The sequence below is a fragment of the Pseudoduganella chitinolytica genome, assembly GCF_029028125.1.
In the GTDB taxonomy this organism is placed as follows: domain Bacteria; phylum Pseudomonadota; class Gammaproteobacteria; order Burkholderiales; family Burkholderiaceae_D; genus Rugamonas; species Rugamonas chitinolytica.
The window spans coordinates 2,149,774-2,163,122 of sequence record NZ_CP119083.1; the positions used below are offsets into that span (position 1 = coordinate 2,149,774).

General features: G+C 66.2%; 11 protein-coding genes. 2 read left to right on the plus strand and 9 right to left on the minus strand.

All coding sequences use genetic code 11. From position 1 onward, the window contains the following. Nucleotides 1-17: 17 nt before the first annotated feature. Entirely contained in the window at nucleotides 18-1,985 is a 1,968-nt protein-coding gene (locus PX653_RS09470; RefSeq protein WP_277417642.1) for a TonB-dependent receptor domain-containing protein, read from the minus strand. Nucleotides 1,986-2,279: 294 nt separating this feature from the next. On the opposite strand from PX653_RS09470, the gene PX653_RS09475 reads away from it, so the two are divergent. After that, the gene (locus PX653_RS09475; protein ID WP_277417643.1) at nucleotides 2,280-2,579 is read left to right on the plus strand and encodes a hypothetical protein; all 300 of its coding nucleotides are present in this window, start codon (nucleotides 2,280-2,282) and stop codon (nucleotides 2,577-2,579) included. A gap of 103 nt (nucleotides 2,580-2,682) precedes the next feature. Here PX653_RS09475 and PX653_RS09480 read toward each other — a convergent pair whose 3' ends face one another. From PX653_RS09480 to PX653_RS09510, 7 genes are all read right to left on the minus strand, one after another. Then, nucleotides 2,683-4,110, minus strand: a complete 1,428-nt coding sequence (locus PX653_RS09480) for a pectate lyase family protein (RefSeq protein WP_277417644.1) — start codon at nucleotides 4,108-4,110, stop codon at nucleotides 2,683-2,685. Nucleotides 4,111-4,285: 175 nt separating this feature from the next. Further along, nucleotides 4,286-5,521: a voltage-gated chloride channel family protein gene (locus tag PX653_RS09485; protein WP_277417645.1), complete on the minus strand. Its 1,236-nt coding sequence runs from the start codon at nucleotides 5,519-5,521 to the stop codon at nucleotides 4,286-4,288. A 41-nt stretch (nucleotides 5,522-5,562) separates the two neighbouring features. Continuing rightward, the gene (locus PX653_RS09490; RefSeq protein WP_277417646.1) at nucleotides 5,563-6,948 is read right to left on the minus strand and encodes a multicopper oxidase family protein; all 1,386 of its coding nucleotides are present in this window, start codon (nucleotides 6,946-6,948) and stop codon (nucleotides 5,563-5,565) included. Beyond that, on the minus strand, nucleotides 6,945-8,333 hold the full coding sequence (locus tag PX653_RS09495; protein WP_277417647.1) for a TolC family protein: 1,389 nt from the start codon (nucleotides 8,331-8,333) through the stop codon (nucleotides 6,945-6,947). The genes PX653_RS09490 and PX653_RS09495 overlap by 4 nt, the downstream gene beginning before the upstream one ends. Next, nucleotides 8,323-8,724, minus strand: a complete 402-nt coding sequence (locus PX653_RS09500) for a hypothetical protein (protein WP_277417648.1) — start codon at nucleotides 8,722-8,724, stop codon at nucleotides 8,323-8,325. The genes PX653_RS09495 and PX653_RS09500 overlap by 11 nt, the downstream gene beginning before the upstream one ends. 72 nt (nucleotides 8,725-8,796) lie before the next feature. Continuing rightward, complete coding sequence (locus PX653_RS09505) at nucleotides 8,797-9,216, minus strand: hypothetical protein (RefSeq protein ID WP_277417649.1); 420 nt, start codon at nucleotides 9,214-9,216, stop codon at nucleotides 8,797-8,799. 867 nt (nucleotides 9,217-10,083) lie between these two features. Continuing rightward, nucleotides 10,084-10,755: a suppressor of fused domain protein gene (locus PX653_RS09510; protein WP_277417650.1), complete on the minus strand. Its 672-nt coding sequence runs from the start codon at nucleotides 10,753-10,755 to the stop codon at nucleotides 10,084-10,086. 207 nt (nucleotides 10,756-10,962) lie between these two features. Between PX653_RS09510 and PX653_RS09515 the strand changes: the two genes are divergently transcribed. Beyond that, entirely contained in the window at nucleotides 10,963-11,805 is an 843-nt protein-coding gene (locus tag PX653_RS09515; RefSeq protein ID WP_277417651.1) for an MBL fold metallo-hydrolase, read from the plus strand. A 27-nt stretch (nucleotides 11,806-11,832) separates the two neighbouring features. On the opposite strand, the gene PX653_RS09520 is transcribed toward PX653_RS09515, so the two are convergent. Beyond that, nucleotides 11,833-13,263, minus strand: coding sequence for a M20/M25/M40 family metallo-hydrolase (locus tag PX653_RS09520; protein ID WP_277417652.1), 1,431 nt, complete (start codon nucleotides 13,261-13,263; stop codon nucleotides 11,833-11,835). Nucleotides 13,264-13,349: the final 86 nt, after the last annotated feature.

Genomic DNA, 13,349 nt, shown 5'->3' on the forward strand with positions numbered 1-13,349 from the left:
CCCGGGGTTGGTTGAGGTCAGAAGCTGTAGGTCGCGCTAACGTAATAGTTGCGGCCCAGCTCGAAGAAGTCGAACGCGCGGTCCTTCTTCTCCAGGTCGACGTCGGTCAGGTTCTTGACGCCGGCGCGCACCGTCAGCTGCTTGTTGACCTTGGCGGCCAGCGCCAGGTCGACACGCGTGTAGCCCGGCAGGTCCTTGGTCAGGTAGTACTGCTCGCCCGTGTAGTGCGCCGACAGCGACGCCGTCAGGCGGTCGGTGGCCTTCCAGTTCAAGGTGGCGACCGCGGTGTTCTCGGGCCGGTTGTCCAGCTTCGCCTCGGTGCCCGTCTCGTCGATGTAGTCGGCCTTCAGGTGGGTCAGGTTGGCGCTGACAGAGAAGGCCGGCGCCAGCGTCACCTCGCCCTGCAGCTCGATGCCGCGCGTCTTGGCCTTGGCGACGTTGGTCCAGGCGCGCTTCGGCCCGACCGGGTCGTAGGTGGCGACGATCATGTCCTTGACGTCGTTCTTGAACACGACGGCCGTGAAGTCCCACGTCGGCCGGTGGATCTCGAAGCCGACCTCGTAGTTCGTGCTGGTTTCCGGCGTCAGGTCCGGATTGCCCGACAGGTAGCACTTGCCGCCGCAGCTGACGGTGCGGTATTCGGTGCTGAGCTGGTACGCTTCCGGCGCCTTGAAGGCGCGGCTGATGCCGCCCTTGACGGTGACGCCGTCCGCGCCCTGCCACACCAGGTAGCTCTTCGGCGAGAAGTGGCTGCCGAAGGTATTGCTGTCGTCCAGGCGGCCGGCCAGGGTCAGGCGCAGGCTCGGCGCCAGCGCCAGCTCGTCCTCGACGAATACGGCGCGGCTGGTGGTGCCGATGCGGCCGGACTCGAGGTAGGTGGCGGCATCCTTGATCACCTGGCGGCGCAGGTCGATGCCGGCCGTGATGGCGTTGATGCCCCAGTTGACGTTGGCGTAGGCCTTGGCGTAGGTATTATCCTCGTGCAGCACGCGCTCCTGCGGCGTGTTGTAGCGGCTGTTGTAGTCCTCGATGCGGGCACTTTCCTGCGTGATGTACGCGGTGGTGCTGCCCCAGCCCCAGTCGGCCTTGTGCGTCATGCCGTACGTGCCGCGCTCGATCTGCTGCTCGCGGTAGTCGCGCGTGGTCCAGTCCCACTCGGCGTCGTAGCTGTAGTAGAACAGCGCGCGCGGGCGGTGGTCGCGGTTGTAGCTGGCGTCGATGTCCAGCGTCTGGTTCTCGGCCAGCTTGACGGACAGGGTGCCGGCCACGTTGGCGGCGCGCTTCTCTTCCAGCCGCGCGGGACGGGTCGTATCGCTGGCCGACGTCGCGTACCACGCGTCGCGATCGTAGTATTCGCCGGACAGCGCCAGGCCGAACGTGTCGTTCAGCGCGCCTGCGATGGAGGCGCCCACGCGGTATTGGTCGCCCTCGGCGCCCGGCTGCACCACGCGGTACTCGCCGCTGACGCTGCCCTTCCACTCACGCGTCGGCGCCTTGGTGATGATGTTGACGACGCCGCCGATAGCGTCCGAGCCGTACAGGGCGGCCATGGGACCGCGCACGATCTCGACGCGCTTGATGGACGACAGCGGGATGGAGCTGAAGTCGAAGTCACCGCCGCGCCACAGCGCGCCGCCGGACGACACGCGCTTGCCGTTCACCAGCATCAGCGTGTACTTGCCGCCCAGGCCGCGGATCTGGATCTCGTCGCGGCCCGTGCTGTCGGTCATGTTGTTGACGCCGACCGTGTCGCGCAGCAGGTCCGGCAGGCTGTTGACGGGGGACCTGGCGATGTCTTCTTCCGTGACGATCGTCGTGAACGCGGGCGCCGAGGCGGCCGTGTGATTGCGCAGCGATGCGGTGACGACGACCACCGATTGGGCGTCGGTGCCGGCATCGACGGGTGCCGCGGGAGCCTCGGCGGCAAACGACTGCTGGCCGATGGCGGCGATGGATACTGCGAGGAGCTTTCTTGTTATGGACATTGCGCTTACGCCTGTTGTTATGAAATCTGCACTTCCCAGAAACGCAAATGATACTGATTCTCATTACCATTCGCAATGACTATTTTTGATGAGTCAGGAAGGCCTGGCCGGCAACCGCCTCGCTGCGGACGGCGACACCGGACAAGTGGCTGGAAAATGGTGACAGTCACCCTTTTTCTCGCTGCCCTGCCCTGCCTTTCGCCAGCACGACGAATTAAAGGGTGACTGTCACCGGTTTTCCCTGTGGATGGGCGCTGTGCCAGAATCATCGGACGGACATGAAAGGGAAAGCGTATGGACTACGTGGAACAGCTGCAGGAGCGCCTGCTGGCCGACCTGCGCCGCTATGCGGCCAGCCGGCGCAAGGATATCGAGCGGGGCGCGGAGACGCGCGAACTGGCGGGGCTGCTGGTGGAAAAGTATGGGTACGGCCTGGCGCGCGCGCTGGAAATCCAGGGGGACGTGGCCGGCGTTCGGGTGCCCAGCCTGTATGCGGAGGTGGACAAGGTGGTGCTGGAGATCGACCCGGAAGCTGTGCAGCATCGGGCGCGCCGGTGGGATGCGCGGCCGGCGGGGCTGGATTTGCGGGGTTAGGGTCTGTCCCCACGGGGGACTGACCCTGAAGTTGCATTACGCGAGCAAACTTCGGGGTCAGTCCCGCAGGGACAGACCCCAAGCCTCAACCGTGTCGCAACGGTTAGCGCACCGTCAGCTTGCCCGTGCCGGCATTGCTCAGCACCGACTGCTTGACGGACGACGCCGGCAGCGGCGTGACCGAGTATGGCACCGTCCAGCCCACCGACGAGCTGAAGCTGCACTTGTTCGCCACGTCCAGCGCGGCGCCGTTCAGCAGCGAGCCGGAATCGACGATGGCGCCCGTCTTGCTCGACGAACCCGGGTTCGTCATCACGTGCGTGCAGGAGCTGGCGCCGGCGATGTCGAACGCGTTGTTCTGCGAGATGATCTTGGCCAGGTAGGCCACGCCGATGCTGTAGTGGTGCGGGTACACGGCGTGCGAGCGGCTGCCCTCGAAGTAGTTGTTGTAGATGTGGACCATGCCGAAGCGCACCCGCGGTGCGCGCTCGGCCACGTGCAGGAAGTGGTTGCCGTTGAACGTGACGGTCAGGTGGCCGTTGTCGCTGGTCGTGCTGTCGGAAGAGCCGATCAGGTTGTTCTTCGTGTGCAGCTCGAAGCGGTTGTTCGACACGGTGACGTAGTCGGAGCCGTTCTTCACGTCCAGCGCGCCGTCATGGCACTGCTTGATCTTGCCGTTGGCGATGGGCAGCTTGTCGTCCGTCAGTGGCGCGTCCGTAAACACGTTGTGGTCCACCCACACGTTCTTCGACTTGCTGATGACGACACTGTCGAACTCCGAGTTCCAGTTGCCGCTGCTGCCGTCGTTCGGGTCCCACACCGGCGCCACGTCGCACGGGTTGACGATGTTCAGGTTGCGCACGATGACGTTCTGCACGCCCGAAATCGAGATGGTGCCGTTGACGAGGCGCGTGTCGCTGCCCGTGCCGATCAGCGTGGTGTTGCTGCCCACCTTGATCTGGCTGCGCAGCGCCTGGTCGCTGGTGCTCTTGAACGGGCCGCCGTTGTCGGCCGCGGCCATGTCGACGGTACCGTACAGCTTGATGATCTTCGGATTGTCGCCCTGCGCCTTCAACGCCGCCAGCAGTTGCGATGGCGAGCTGACTTTATAGATCGCCGTCGAGGCGGCCGCCGCGCCGCCCGTCGTGCCGCCGTTGCGGCTGGCCCAGCCGGTGGCGGGTGCCGCTTCCAGGCTGGCGTCGCCGACCGGTTGTGGCGTCGGGGTTGGCGTCGGCGTCGGCGTCGGCGTTGGCGTTGGCGTTGGCGTTGGCGTGGTACCGCTCACAGGACCGACCGCGCACTTCTTCGTCACGCCCGGATACGGGTCGGAGCCGAAGGTCGCCACCGTGCAGGCCACGTCGCCGGACAGCGTCTTGACGACGAATTTGTCCTTGATGCCGAACGACACGGAACGCTTGGTGCTGCCGACCTTGCACGTGCCGTTCTGGTCGGCGCACTTCGAATAACCGGACGGCCAGTCAGCCGCCTGGGCGTTGCCGCCCGCAAAAAGTAGCGCTACCACGTTTGCCATGATAAATCGTGTGGATGCCAAGATTCTCTCTCCTCGTTCAAAAATGCCGGGAACGTCCCGGAGTCACCTGACATCATACAACTTATTGCCGCGCTCACGTATGCAAAATGCAACGTTTCCCCAAATACATCACTTGACTTCGCAAACGGTCACGCCAGTGAGCGGCGCGCGGGAATCAACCGTGTGTCTTCGACGCCGCGCCCCGCTGCGCGCGATAGATGCCGCAGTGGCCTGAAAACAGGTAGGCCACCACGCACCCCAGCGCCGCATACGGCCCGATGGCGGGCCCGAACAATTCCAGCGCCATGACGGTGGAGGCCAGCGGCGTGTTGGCGGCTCCCGCGAACACAGCCACGAAGCCGACGCCGGCCAGCATGCCGAACGGCAGTTGCAGCAGGGGCGCCAGCGCATTGCCCAGCGTCGCGCCGATGTAGAACAGGGGCGTCACCTCGCCGCCCTTGAAGCCGCTGCCCAGGGAGGCGACGGTGAAGGCCAGCTTGCCCAGCCAGTCCATGGGCGGCAGGGGCTGCGTGAACGCTTCGACGATGACGGGAATGCCCAGGCCGACGTAGCGCTGCGTGCCCAGCGCCCACACGGCGATGGCGACGACGGCGCCACCAACCAGGGGCCGCAGCGGCGCATAGGGCAGCCAGCGCTTCATCCGCGCGGCCAGCGCATGGGTGGCGTTGGCAAACACCATGCCCACCAGGCCGAACGCGATGCCGGCCAGGACGACGGCGCCGACGGTCCACGCCGTCACGGCGGGTACGAGGCCGATCGCGTAATGAGTATGCTGCACGCCCCATGCCAGGCCCACCTGGTCGGCCAGGATGGCGGCGGCGATGCAGGGAAAGATGGCGTCATGGCGCAGCCGGCCGATGACCAGGACTTCCAGGCCGAACACGGCGCCGGCCAGCGGCGTGCCGAACACGGAAGCGAAGCCCGCGCTGATGCCGGCCATCAGCAGCACGCGCCGGTCGGCGGGGTCGATGCGGGGCAGCCGTGACAGCTGGTCGGCCAGCGTGCCGCCCATCTGCACGGCCGTGCCCTCGCGCCCCACGGAGGCGCCGAACAGGTGCGAGAGTACGGTGCCGGCCAGGACCAGCGGCGCCATGCGCAGCGGCACGACGCTTTTCGGATCGTGGATCTCGTCGATCAGCAGGTTGTTGCCCGCCTCCACCGCACGGCCGAAGCGCCAGTACACCCAGCCCACCGCGAACCCCGCCAGCGGCAGCGCCCAGATGATCGCCGGATGCGCCTCGCGCCAGCTCGTGGCCCACGCCAGCGCAAACAGGAACAACGCCGAGGCGCTGCCCGCGAGCAGCGCCACCAGGGCCGCGAGCATGGTCCATTTCAGCAGGTAAGGCAGCAGCGCGAAGGGTTGCGGCAAAGGTCGGCGTAAGGGCGTCATCGGCGGCGAATATAGCATGCCGCCAATGAGGGCAGCCGCGGTCAGTGCCCCTCGTGCCCCGTGCTTGCCCCGCCGCGCCGCACGTCCAGCGCACCATCGGCGCGGCCCGCCTTGCCGCCCGGCGCACTCGGTGCCGGCGGTGCCTCGCCGGTCCACTCGTAGGCCACGGTACCCTTCGGATGGCGATAGTGGCCGGGGTCGCGGTAATCGCCCCGTGCCAGGCCCTCGCGCACCTTCAGCAGCGTAAACATCCCGCCCATCTCGATCTCGCCGAACTGGCCGGTGCCCGTCATCATGGGCAGGGTATTCTCCGGCAGCGGCATGCGCATGCCGCCCATCGCCCCGCCCTTCTCGCCCATCACCATATAGCCCGGCACCAGCTTGTTGATCTTCTCGGCCACCCCACGATGGTCGACGCCGATCAACGTGGGCACGTCGTGCCCCATCGCGTTCATCGTGTGGTGCGACTTGTGGCAATGGAAGGCCCAGTCGCCGGGATTGTCGGCCACGAACTCGATGGCGCGCATCTGGCCCACCGCCACGTCCGTCGTCACCTCGGGCCAGCGCGCCGACGGCCTGACCCAGCCGCCATCCGTGCCCGTCACCTCGAACGTATGACCGTGCACGTGCAGCGGGTGGTTCGTCATCGTCAGGTTGCCGGCGCGGATGCGCACCCGCTCGCCCTGGCGCACGACCATCGGGTCGATGGCGGGGAACACGCGGCTGTTGAAGGTCCACAGGTTAAAGTCCAGCATCGTGTTGACCTTCGGCGTGTAGCTGCCCGGCTCGATGTCGTAGGCTGACAGCAGGAACACGAAGTCGCGGTCCACCGCGTGCTGGCGCGGGTCTTTCGGGTGCGTGACCCAGAAGCCCATCATGCCCATCGCCATCTGCGCCATCTCGTCCGCATGCGGGTGGTACATGAACGTGCCGGCATGCTTCGCCACGAATTCGTAGACGAAGGTCTTGCCGGGCTGGATCGACGGCTGCGTGACGCCGGACACGCCGTCCATCCCGTTCGGCAGGATCTGGCCGTGCCAGTGCACGCTGGTGTGTTCCGGCAGCTTGTTGGTGACGAAGATGCGCACGCGGTCACCCTCGACCACCTCGATCGTGGGACCCGGGCTCTGGCCGTTGTAGCCCCACAGGTTGGCGTGCATGCCCGGCGCCAGTTCGCGCACGACGGGTTCGGCCACCAGGTGGAATTCCTTGACGCCGTCCTTCATGCGCCAGGGCAGGCTCCAGCCGTTCAAGGTGACGACGGGGTTGTACGGGCGGCCGTTCGGCGGCACCAGCGGCGCGGCCGTGGCGGCACTGCCCTGCACCGGCGCTTCCGGCAGCGTGGCCGCGCCGGCCTTGCTGACCATGCCTGCGCCCAGCAGCGCGGCGCCCTGCAGGAACGACCTGCGCTTCATCGAATCTGTCATTGCGTTGCTCCTTGCTGCGATGGGGGGACGACGGCCGGCAGGCGGCCGCCCAGGGCGGTTTCAAGGCTGCTTTCGGCCAGCCAGAAGTCCTTCAACGCGCCGACATAGGCGTTGACGGCGCTGCGCTGCTCGCGCGCGTCGGCCAGCAGCTCGAAGGTACTGAGCAGCATGCCGTTGTAGCGCAGCAGCGTCTCGTCGGACAGCTTCTTGCGCAGCGGGATGACGACGTCGCGGTAGTGGCGTGCCACGTCGTATGCGCTGCGATAGGCCTGGTAGCTCTCGCGCGCGGCGCTGCGGGCATCGGTCGCCGTCGCCGCCAGCCGGTTGACCGCCTGCATATACACCGCTTCGGCGCGGGCCGTGCGGGCGCCGCCCCAGTCGAACAGCGGGATCTCCAGGGTCACTTCGTAGCCGCGCGCCTTGGCCCCGCCGTCGCTTTCGCGCACGGCGCCCAGCTCCAGCACGTTCACAAAACGCGTCGCCCGGCTCAAGCCCAGGGCGCTGGCTGTGCGCTGGGTCGCCAGGTTCGCGGCCTGCACATCCAGGCGCTCGCGCACGGCGCGCTGCTCGACGTCGGCGATGTCGCGCGGCGCCGCCGGCAGCTCGGGCAGCCGCTCCGGCAGGCGGTATTGCGCTTGCGTACCCCACAGTCCCAGCAGCCGCGTGAGGTGCTCGCGCGCGGCCGTCGCGGCCTGCGTGGCGCGCGCCACGTCGGCCATCGCCTCGGCATAAAAGGCCTGCTCGCGGGCCTGGTCGTAGGCGCTCCAGTTGCCGGCCTGGCGCATGCGCTGGCCCAGCTCCGCGCTGGCTTCGGCGGCGCCGGCCACCTGGCGGGCATACTCGACGGCCTGCGTGGCCGCCACCGCCTCGACCCAGGCGCGGCGCGTGTCGGCCGCGACCTGCACCGCTTCGGCGGCAACCTGCTGGCGGGTCTGCTCGAACTGGCGCCCTTCGATGCGCGACGCCAGCGGCGCCGTGATCAGGCTGACCAGGTTGAACGTCAGCGTGCGCTCGATGGACACGTCGCCGCCACCGCGCATGTGCTGGTAACCGAACGCGGGGTTCTGCAGCCGGCCGGCCTGGACCAGGTCCGCCTCGGCGATGCCCAGCTCCCAATAACTGGCTTGCAAGGTGCGGTTGTTCAGCAGCGCGATCTCGACGGCGCCGTCGGCCGACAACGGCTGCGCCAGGCGCGCCTGCAGCAGCTCGTCCAGGGCGCGCCGGTCGGCTTCGGTCTTGAGCGTGCGCGCCGGTGCGCCGGTGCGGGCCTGCACCAGCGGATCGATGGCGCCCATGCCGGCGTCGCCGGAGAAGCTGGCGCAGCCGGTCAGCGCGAGCAGCACGGCCGTGGCAGCTGTCAGGCGCAGCGGCGATTTAATGTTCATGCTGGTGCTCCTTGACCGGTGCTGGCGGCTTGTTCTGCTCGTGGTGGCCGTGGTGCCCATGGTGCCCGTGGTGCGCGTGGGGATCGGCGGGCGGCGCCATGTCGTGCCCGGCGTGCGCAGCGGGTTTGGCTGGCGCCGCCGGCGCGGAAGGCGCGGCGTACATCGTGTGCATGGCGTGGCCGCCACCGGCAACGGCGGCATTCGATGCCACCCAGTTGGCGGCCGGCGTGCCCGTGGCGGCCGGGCCGGCGCGGTAGCCAGCCAGCGGCGAAACGTAGGTGGTGGGTGCGACGGGAGCGTCGGCCCGGGCCGGGTCCTGCGGTGCTGGCTGCGCATGGGCATGCGCGCCCAGCGCCAGGCCGGCGGCCAGCGCGATCGTTTTGATGATCATGTTAAAACCTCGTGTACGGAAGGTGCCCGCGCAAACGCGGGCGACACCCATCTGGCGATGGGACCTGCGGTATCAGGCGAGGCGTTTGGGCGGTCGTTCGAGGCCGGCCAGGTCGACGACGGGCGGTGCCGCCGTCTCGAAGGGGATCGGGGCGCCGCCGCTGGCGGGCAACGGCGGTGGCACCGTCATGGCGCCAGCCAGCGGTGCGCCGGTACAGCAGGACGCCGCGCTGGCGCATTTCAAGTCGCTGCCGTGGTGGGCTGCCGCCTTGTCATGATCGGCGTTGGCACCGTCATGGCCATGTTGCTGCACATGCTCGTGCTGCACATCCGCCTGCGGTGCCTGCTCTTGCTGTCCATGCCCGGCATGGTGCGGCTGCGCTGTCGCGTCCGTACCCGGCGCGCACAGCAGCATCGTGGCCGAGGCAAACCCTTGCAAGGGTACGCCGGCCAGCAGCAGCCAGAGGACGAAGGTACGAAGCAGCGCATTCATGGGGCGTGATGGTAGCACGACGCCGGTTTGCGCGTTGCTGCTATGTGCGACTAGCAAAATTCTCCACATATCTCAAAAGATGAGTGCGCAGGTGAGCGAGGGCCGGTGCGCCTGAACGCGGTCCTCATCTTGTCGCCCGCCCGTCTCAGGGGCGTCCGCTTTCGCCCCATTGCAGACGTTCACATGCCGGCCAAAGCTATTTCAAGCGCTCACAGGCGCGGCTCGACACTTTGAACCACCAGGCGAATACACTGAGACAGGTTGTGGCTTTTCTCGGGGCCATGAACACGCTGGCACTCTTCAATTTTCGGCAATACAGCAATTAGGCGGGGCATTCTAACTGCGCCCAGCGTTTCTCGTCGACAGACTTCTGATCGAAATGAGTACTGTGAATAGGAGGAAAGTTTCGGAAAATCGAATGCGTCTTCAACGCTCTCTCGCATTGCACTGACTACCCGTAACGACATGGTTTTGGGAGTCTCAGGCACTAGCGAAAGCACTTCGTCTCTACTACGCCCCTTTTCGCGAAGCGTGCCCGCAACCAACGTGGCCTTCGCTTGATCGACGCAAAGTACACCTGACGCGTTAACCATCTCAGAGGGGTCAGGGAGCAGCCATTGCTCAAGAGCTTGTGCCGATGCTGTTGAGGCAGTCAAAACCCCAACGATAACGAATAGACATTTCATAATTTATTCTTGAGTGTGGTGATTGAGGCGGTCCGGTAGCATCGCTTTTAGCCGAATTTCACTGATCAGTGAAGGTCTGCTTTTGGCCGGCTCCTGCCGTCCAGTGCACGACAGGTTCCGCTTCATTGCAGACATTACTCGACGTATAGCACAGGCCAGTAGCTTAATTTACTTCTAGTGGTTAGTGGTCTGTCAACAACAACATGCCCGGGCGGCCGGGGTTTGTGATTGGGAAAGCGCCATTTGCACTAAGCTTTGCAATCAGTTCTTCAGTAGATGTCGCTTTCGCGAAATCTCGCTCCTGCTCAGTTATGCCAACTACGTGCAAAAAGTCGAACTTCCCGGACTGAAGGCTAGCTGAAGAAGAATAGTGAGTTGGCTTGGCGATAGCCAAACAGGTTAGTTTTGAATCTGTACTACCGTCTACAGGCCCGCCGGCTGGAAGGCGGTGGCCATAGTCTAAAGGGAGGTAGTCGCCAAGGCGTCCATTTGCCAACAACACTTGGTAGGCTAGTAAGCGCTGCAATACGCGAATAGGCCAATTCGCCTGTGATGGTGCTTCAATCACGAACTCTACACCTAGCCAAGAATAGTCATCAACGTTGTACTCACTAGGCTCGGCATCCCATGGTGTAGATCCTCCGGAAGACACGTACAGCCAGGAGGATCTACTGGGTGTCGGTTCATACTCTAAAATTCCCAGGTGGAGCCAGCGCGGATCGACATCTTCTTGCGCAAAGGTTTCTGAGAACAACTCGAAATCCAAAGGAAAGATACCTCTGCGCGCCACGCCAAATAGCGCCGGATACAGCGTCTCTTCTCTGTACGCCCAAACTTCTTCAAGTGAACTCAAGGGGAGTCTTTCAATAGATTTGATCAGATGTGCACAGGACCGCTCCTGGCCAAAAGCGGCAGTCCGCGACTAGTCACTATACGACATCGTTGCTCCTCCGGTAACGTAGCAAGAAGTATTGTTCGCCCCCTAACGCGAAAAACGTCATAGAGTGGCCGCCCTTATGACGATTCTTTATAATTAGCCAACCACACACCGGACCCCACCATGACCGCCCAGCTGCAAGCCTTCTTCGACCCCGCCACGTCCACCGTCACCCACGTCGTCCATCACGGCACCACCTGCGCCGTGATCGACCCCGTCCTCGACTTCGACCCCAAGTCCGGCCGCACCGGTACCGCGTCGGCCGACCGGGTCATCGAGTATGTAGAGGCGCAAGGGCTGACGACGGCCTGGCTGCTGGAGACGCATGCGCATGCGGACCACCTGTCGGCGGCGCCGTACCTGCGCGAACGGCTGGGCGGCCGGATCGGCATCGGCGCGCAGATCCATGCGGTGCAGAAGAGCTTTGCCCACGTGTTCGGACGCCCGCCCGCGCAGGCCGCGTTCGACCACCTGTTCGAGGCGGACGAAACGTTCGCCATCGGCACGCTGGCGGCCACCGCCCTGCACGTGCCGGGCCACACCCCGGCCGACATGGCGTACCGCATCGAGGACATGGTCTTCGTCGGCGATACGCTGTTCATGCCGGACGTGGGCACGGCCCGCTGCGACTTCCCCGGGGGCAGCGCCAGCACCCTGTACCGCTCGATCCGGCGCCTGCTCGACCTGCCGCCGGCCACGCGCCTGTTCATGTGCCACGATTACCCGCCGGCAGGCCGCGAACCGCGCTGGGAGACCACGGTGGCCGAGCAGCGCGCCAACAATATCCACGTGCGCGACGGCATCGGCGAAGAGCAGTTCGTGGCCATGCGCACGGCGCGGGACGCCACCTTGGCAATGCCCGTCCTGATCCTGCCCGCGATCCAGGTCAACCTGAACGCGGGCGAGCTGCCGCCGCCCGAGGAGAACGGCGTGCGCTACCTGAAGATCCCGATCGACAGGTTCTGACGCGCAGCGCGGCAGTCAGTCCGGCGGTCAGTTCAGCTGCTCGGGCGCGCGGCCGATCGGTTCCTCCATGTTGGCCAGGTACCAGGTCAGCGTGGACAGCACGGCCACGTGGCGCTTCAGGTGGTCCGGATTGACCTTGTCGAAGGTGTCCGCCGGCGTGTGGTGGTAGTTGAAGTAGGCGCTCGTGTCGACGTGCGGCGCGAAGCTGGGCACGCCGTCCGATTCCATGTAGTGCAGGTCACCCTCGCCCAGCACGTCGCGCCGGGTCAGCGCGCCCGCGCCGATCTTCGTCAGCGATGCCTGCAGCGGCGCGAACAGTTTTTCGTATTGCGGTCGCACGCCCGCCACGACGCCGAAGGTGCGGCCGGTCACGCCGCCGTCGCTTTCGATGGCGGCGAACTGCTTGTCCAGTTGCGCCTTGTGGGCCTGGTGATAGGCGCGCCCGCCGCTGCCGCCGTTTTCCTCGGCCATCCACGCCACCATGCGGATCGTGCGGCGCGGCTGCAGCTTCAGCTTCTTCAGCGTCTCGATCACGCCCATCGACGCGGTCACGCCGGTGGCGTCGTCGTGCGCGCCCGTTGCCAGGTCCCACGAGTCCAGGTGGCCCGAGACGATGACGAATTCGTCCGCCTTGTCGGTGCCTGGCAGGTCGGCGATCACGTTGTAGCTGTCCGCATCGGGCAGCGTCTTCGGCGTCAACGTCAGCTTCATGGTGACGGGGCCGCGCTTGGAAAGCCGGCCGATCAGCATCGCATCCTCCGCCGTGATGGCGGCGGCCGGGATGCGCTGGTCGTCCTTCAGGCGCGTCATGCCCGTGTGGGTCAGGCGGAAATCCGCGCCACCGACGGAGCGCACCAGCGCCGCCGCCGCCCCCAGTTCGGCCGCCAGCGCCGGGCCGCGCGTGCGCGCCGCCGAACCGCGCCCGTAGGCATTGCCGGCCAGGCCGCGCTCGGCCATGCCCTGGTCGAACGGCACGTCGATCAGCACGATCTTGCCCTTTACTTCGGCTGCCCTGGCCTTCAGCTCGTCGAAGTCGTGCACGATGACGACCGGCGCCGTCAGGCCAGCCGCCGGCGTGGCGCCGGAGCCGCCAAGCGCCGTCAGCACGACGTTCTGCACGATGCCCTGCGGCCGGCCCGCGTACTCGACCAGTTGCGCTTTTTCCTCGCCGCGCACCCAGTGCGGCACCTTGACCGGCTGCAGCGTCACCTTCGCACCGAGCTTGCGCATCGTGTCGGCGACCTGCTGCACGGCCGCGGCGGCGCCGGCGGAACCGGACAGGCGCGGGCCGATCAGGTCCGTCATGTCTTCCAGGCGCTGGTAGGCCCAGTCGCTGGCCATCGCCGTGTCGCGCACCTGCGCCAGCGTGGCGCTGTCGTTCGGGGCGGCGTGGGCGGTGGCGAGGAGGAACAGGCTGGCGGCGGCGATGGCGGTGCGGGCGGGCTTGCGAAGGTTCATGCTGGGGGTCCTCAAAGGAGCGCTGGAAACCTGTAACGATAACGCATTTGACAATGTTGTGCAGGCGTCCACCGCGTTGACCCCGG

What these genes read in the sequence shown, in the direction of transcription:
- PX653_RS09470 (WP_277417642.1), bottom strand. Translation starts at nt 1,985, where the DNA reads ATGTCCATAACAAGAAAGCTCCTCGCAGTATCCATCGCCGCCATCGGC.
- PX653_RS09475 (WP_277417643.1), top strand. Translation starts at nt 2,280, where the DNA reads ATGGACTACGTGGAACAGCTGCAGGAGCGCCTGCTGGCCGACCTGCGC.
- PX653_RS09480 (WP_277417644.1), bottom strand. Translation starts at nt 4,110, where the DNA reads ATGGCAAACGTGGTAGCGCTACTTTTTGCGGGCGGCAACGCCCAGGCG.
- PX653_RS09485 (WP_277417645.1), bottom strand. Translation starts at nt 5,521, where the DNA reads ATGACGCCCTTACGCCGACCTTTGCCGCAACCCTTCGCGCTGCTGCCT.
- PX653_RS09490 (WP_277417646.1), bottom strand. Translation starts at nt 6,948, where the DNA reads ATGACAGATTCGATGAAGCGCAGGTCGTTCCTGCAGGGCGCCGCGCTG.
- PX653_RS09495 (WP_277417647.1), bottom strand. Translation starts at nt 8,333, where the DNA reads ATGAACATTAAATCGCCGCTGCGCCTGACAGCTGCCACGGCCGTGCTG.
- PX653_RS09500 (WP_277417648.1), bottom strand. Translation starts at nt 8,724, where the DNA reads ATGATCATCAAAACGATCGCGCTGGCCGCCGGCCTGGCGCTGGGCGCG.
- PX653_RS09505 (WP_277417649.1), bottom strand. Translation starts at nt 9,216, where the DNA reads ATGAATGCGCTGCTTCGTACCTTCGTCCTCTGGCTGCTGCTGGCCGGC.
- PX653_RS09515 (WP_277417651.1), top strand. Translation starts at nt 10,963, where the DNA reads ATGACCGCCCAGCTGCAAGCCTTCTTCGACCCCGCCACGTCCACCGTC.
- PX653_RS09520 (WP_277417652.1), bottom strand. Translation starts at nt 13,263, where the DNA reads ATGAACCTTCGCAAGCCCGCCCGCACCGCCATCGCCGCCGCCAGCCTG.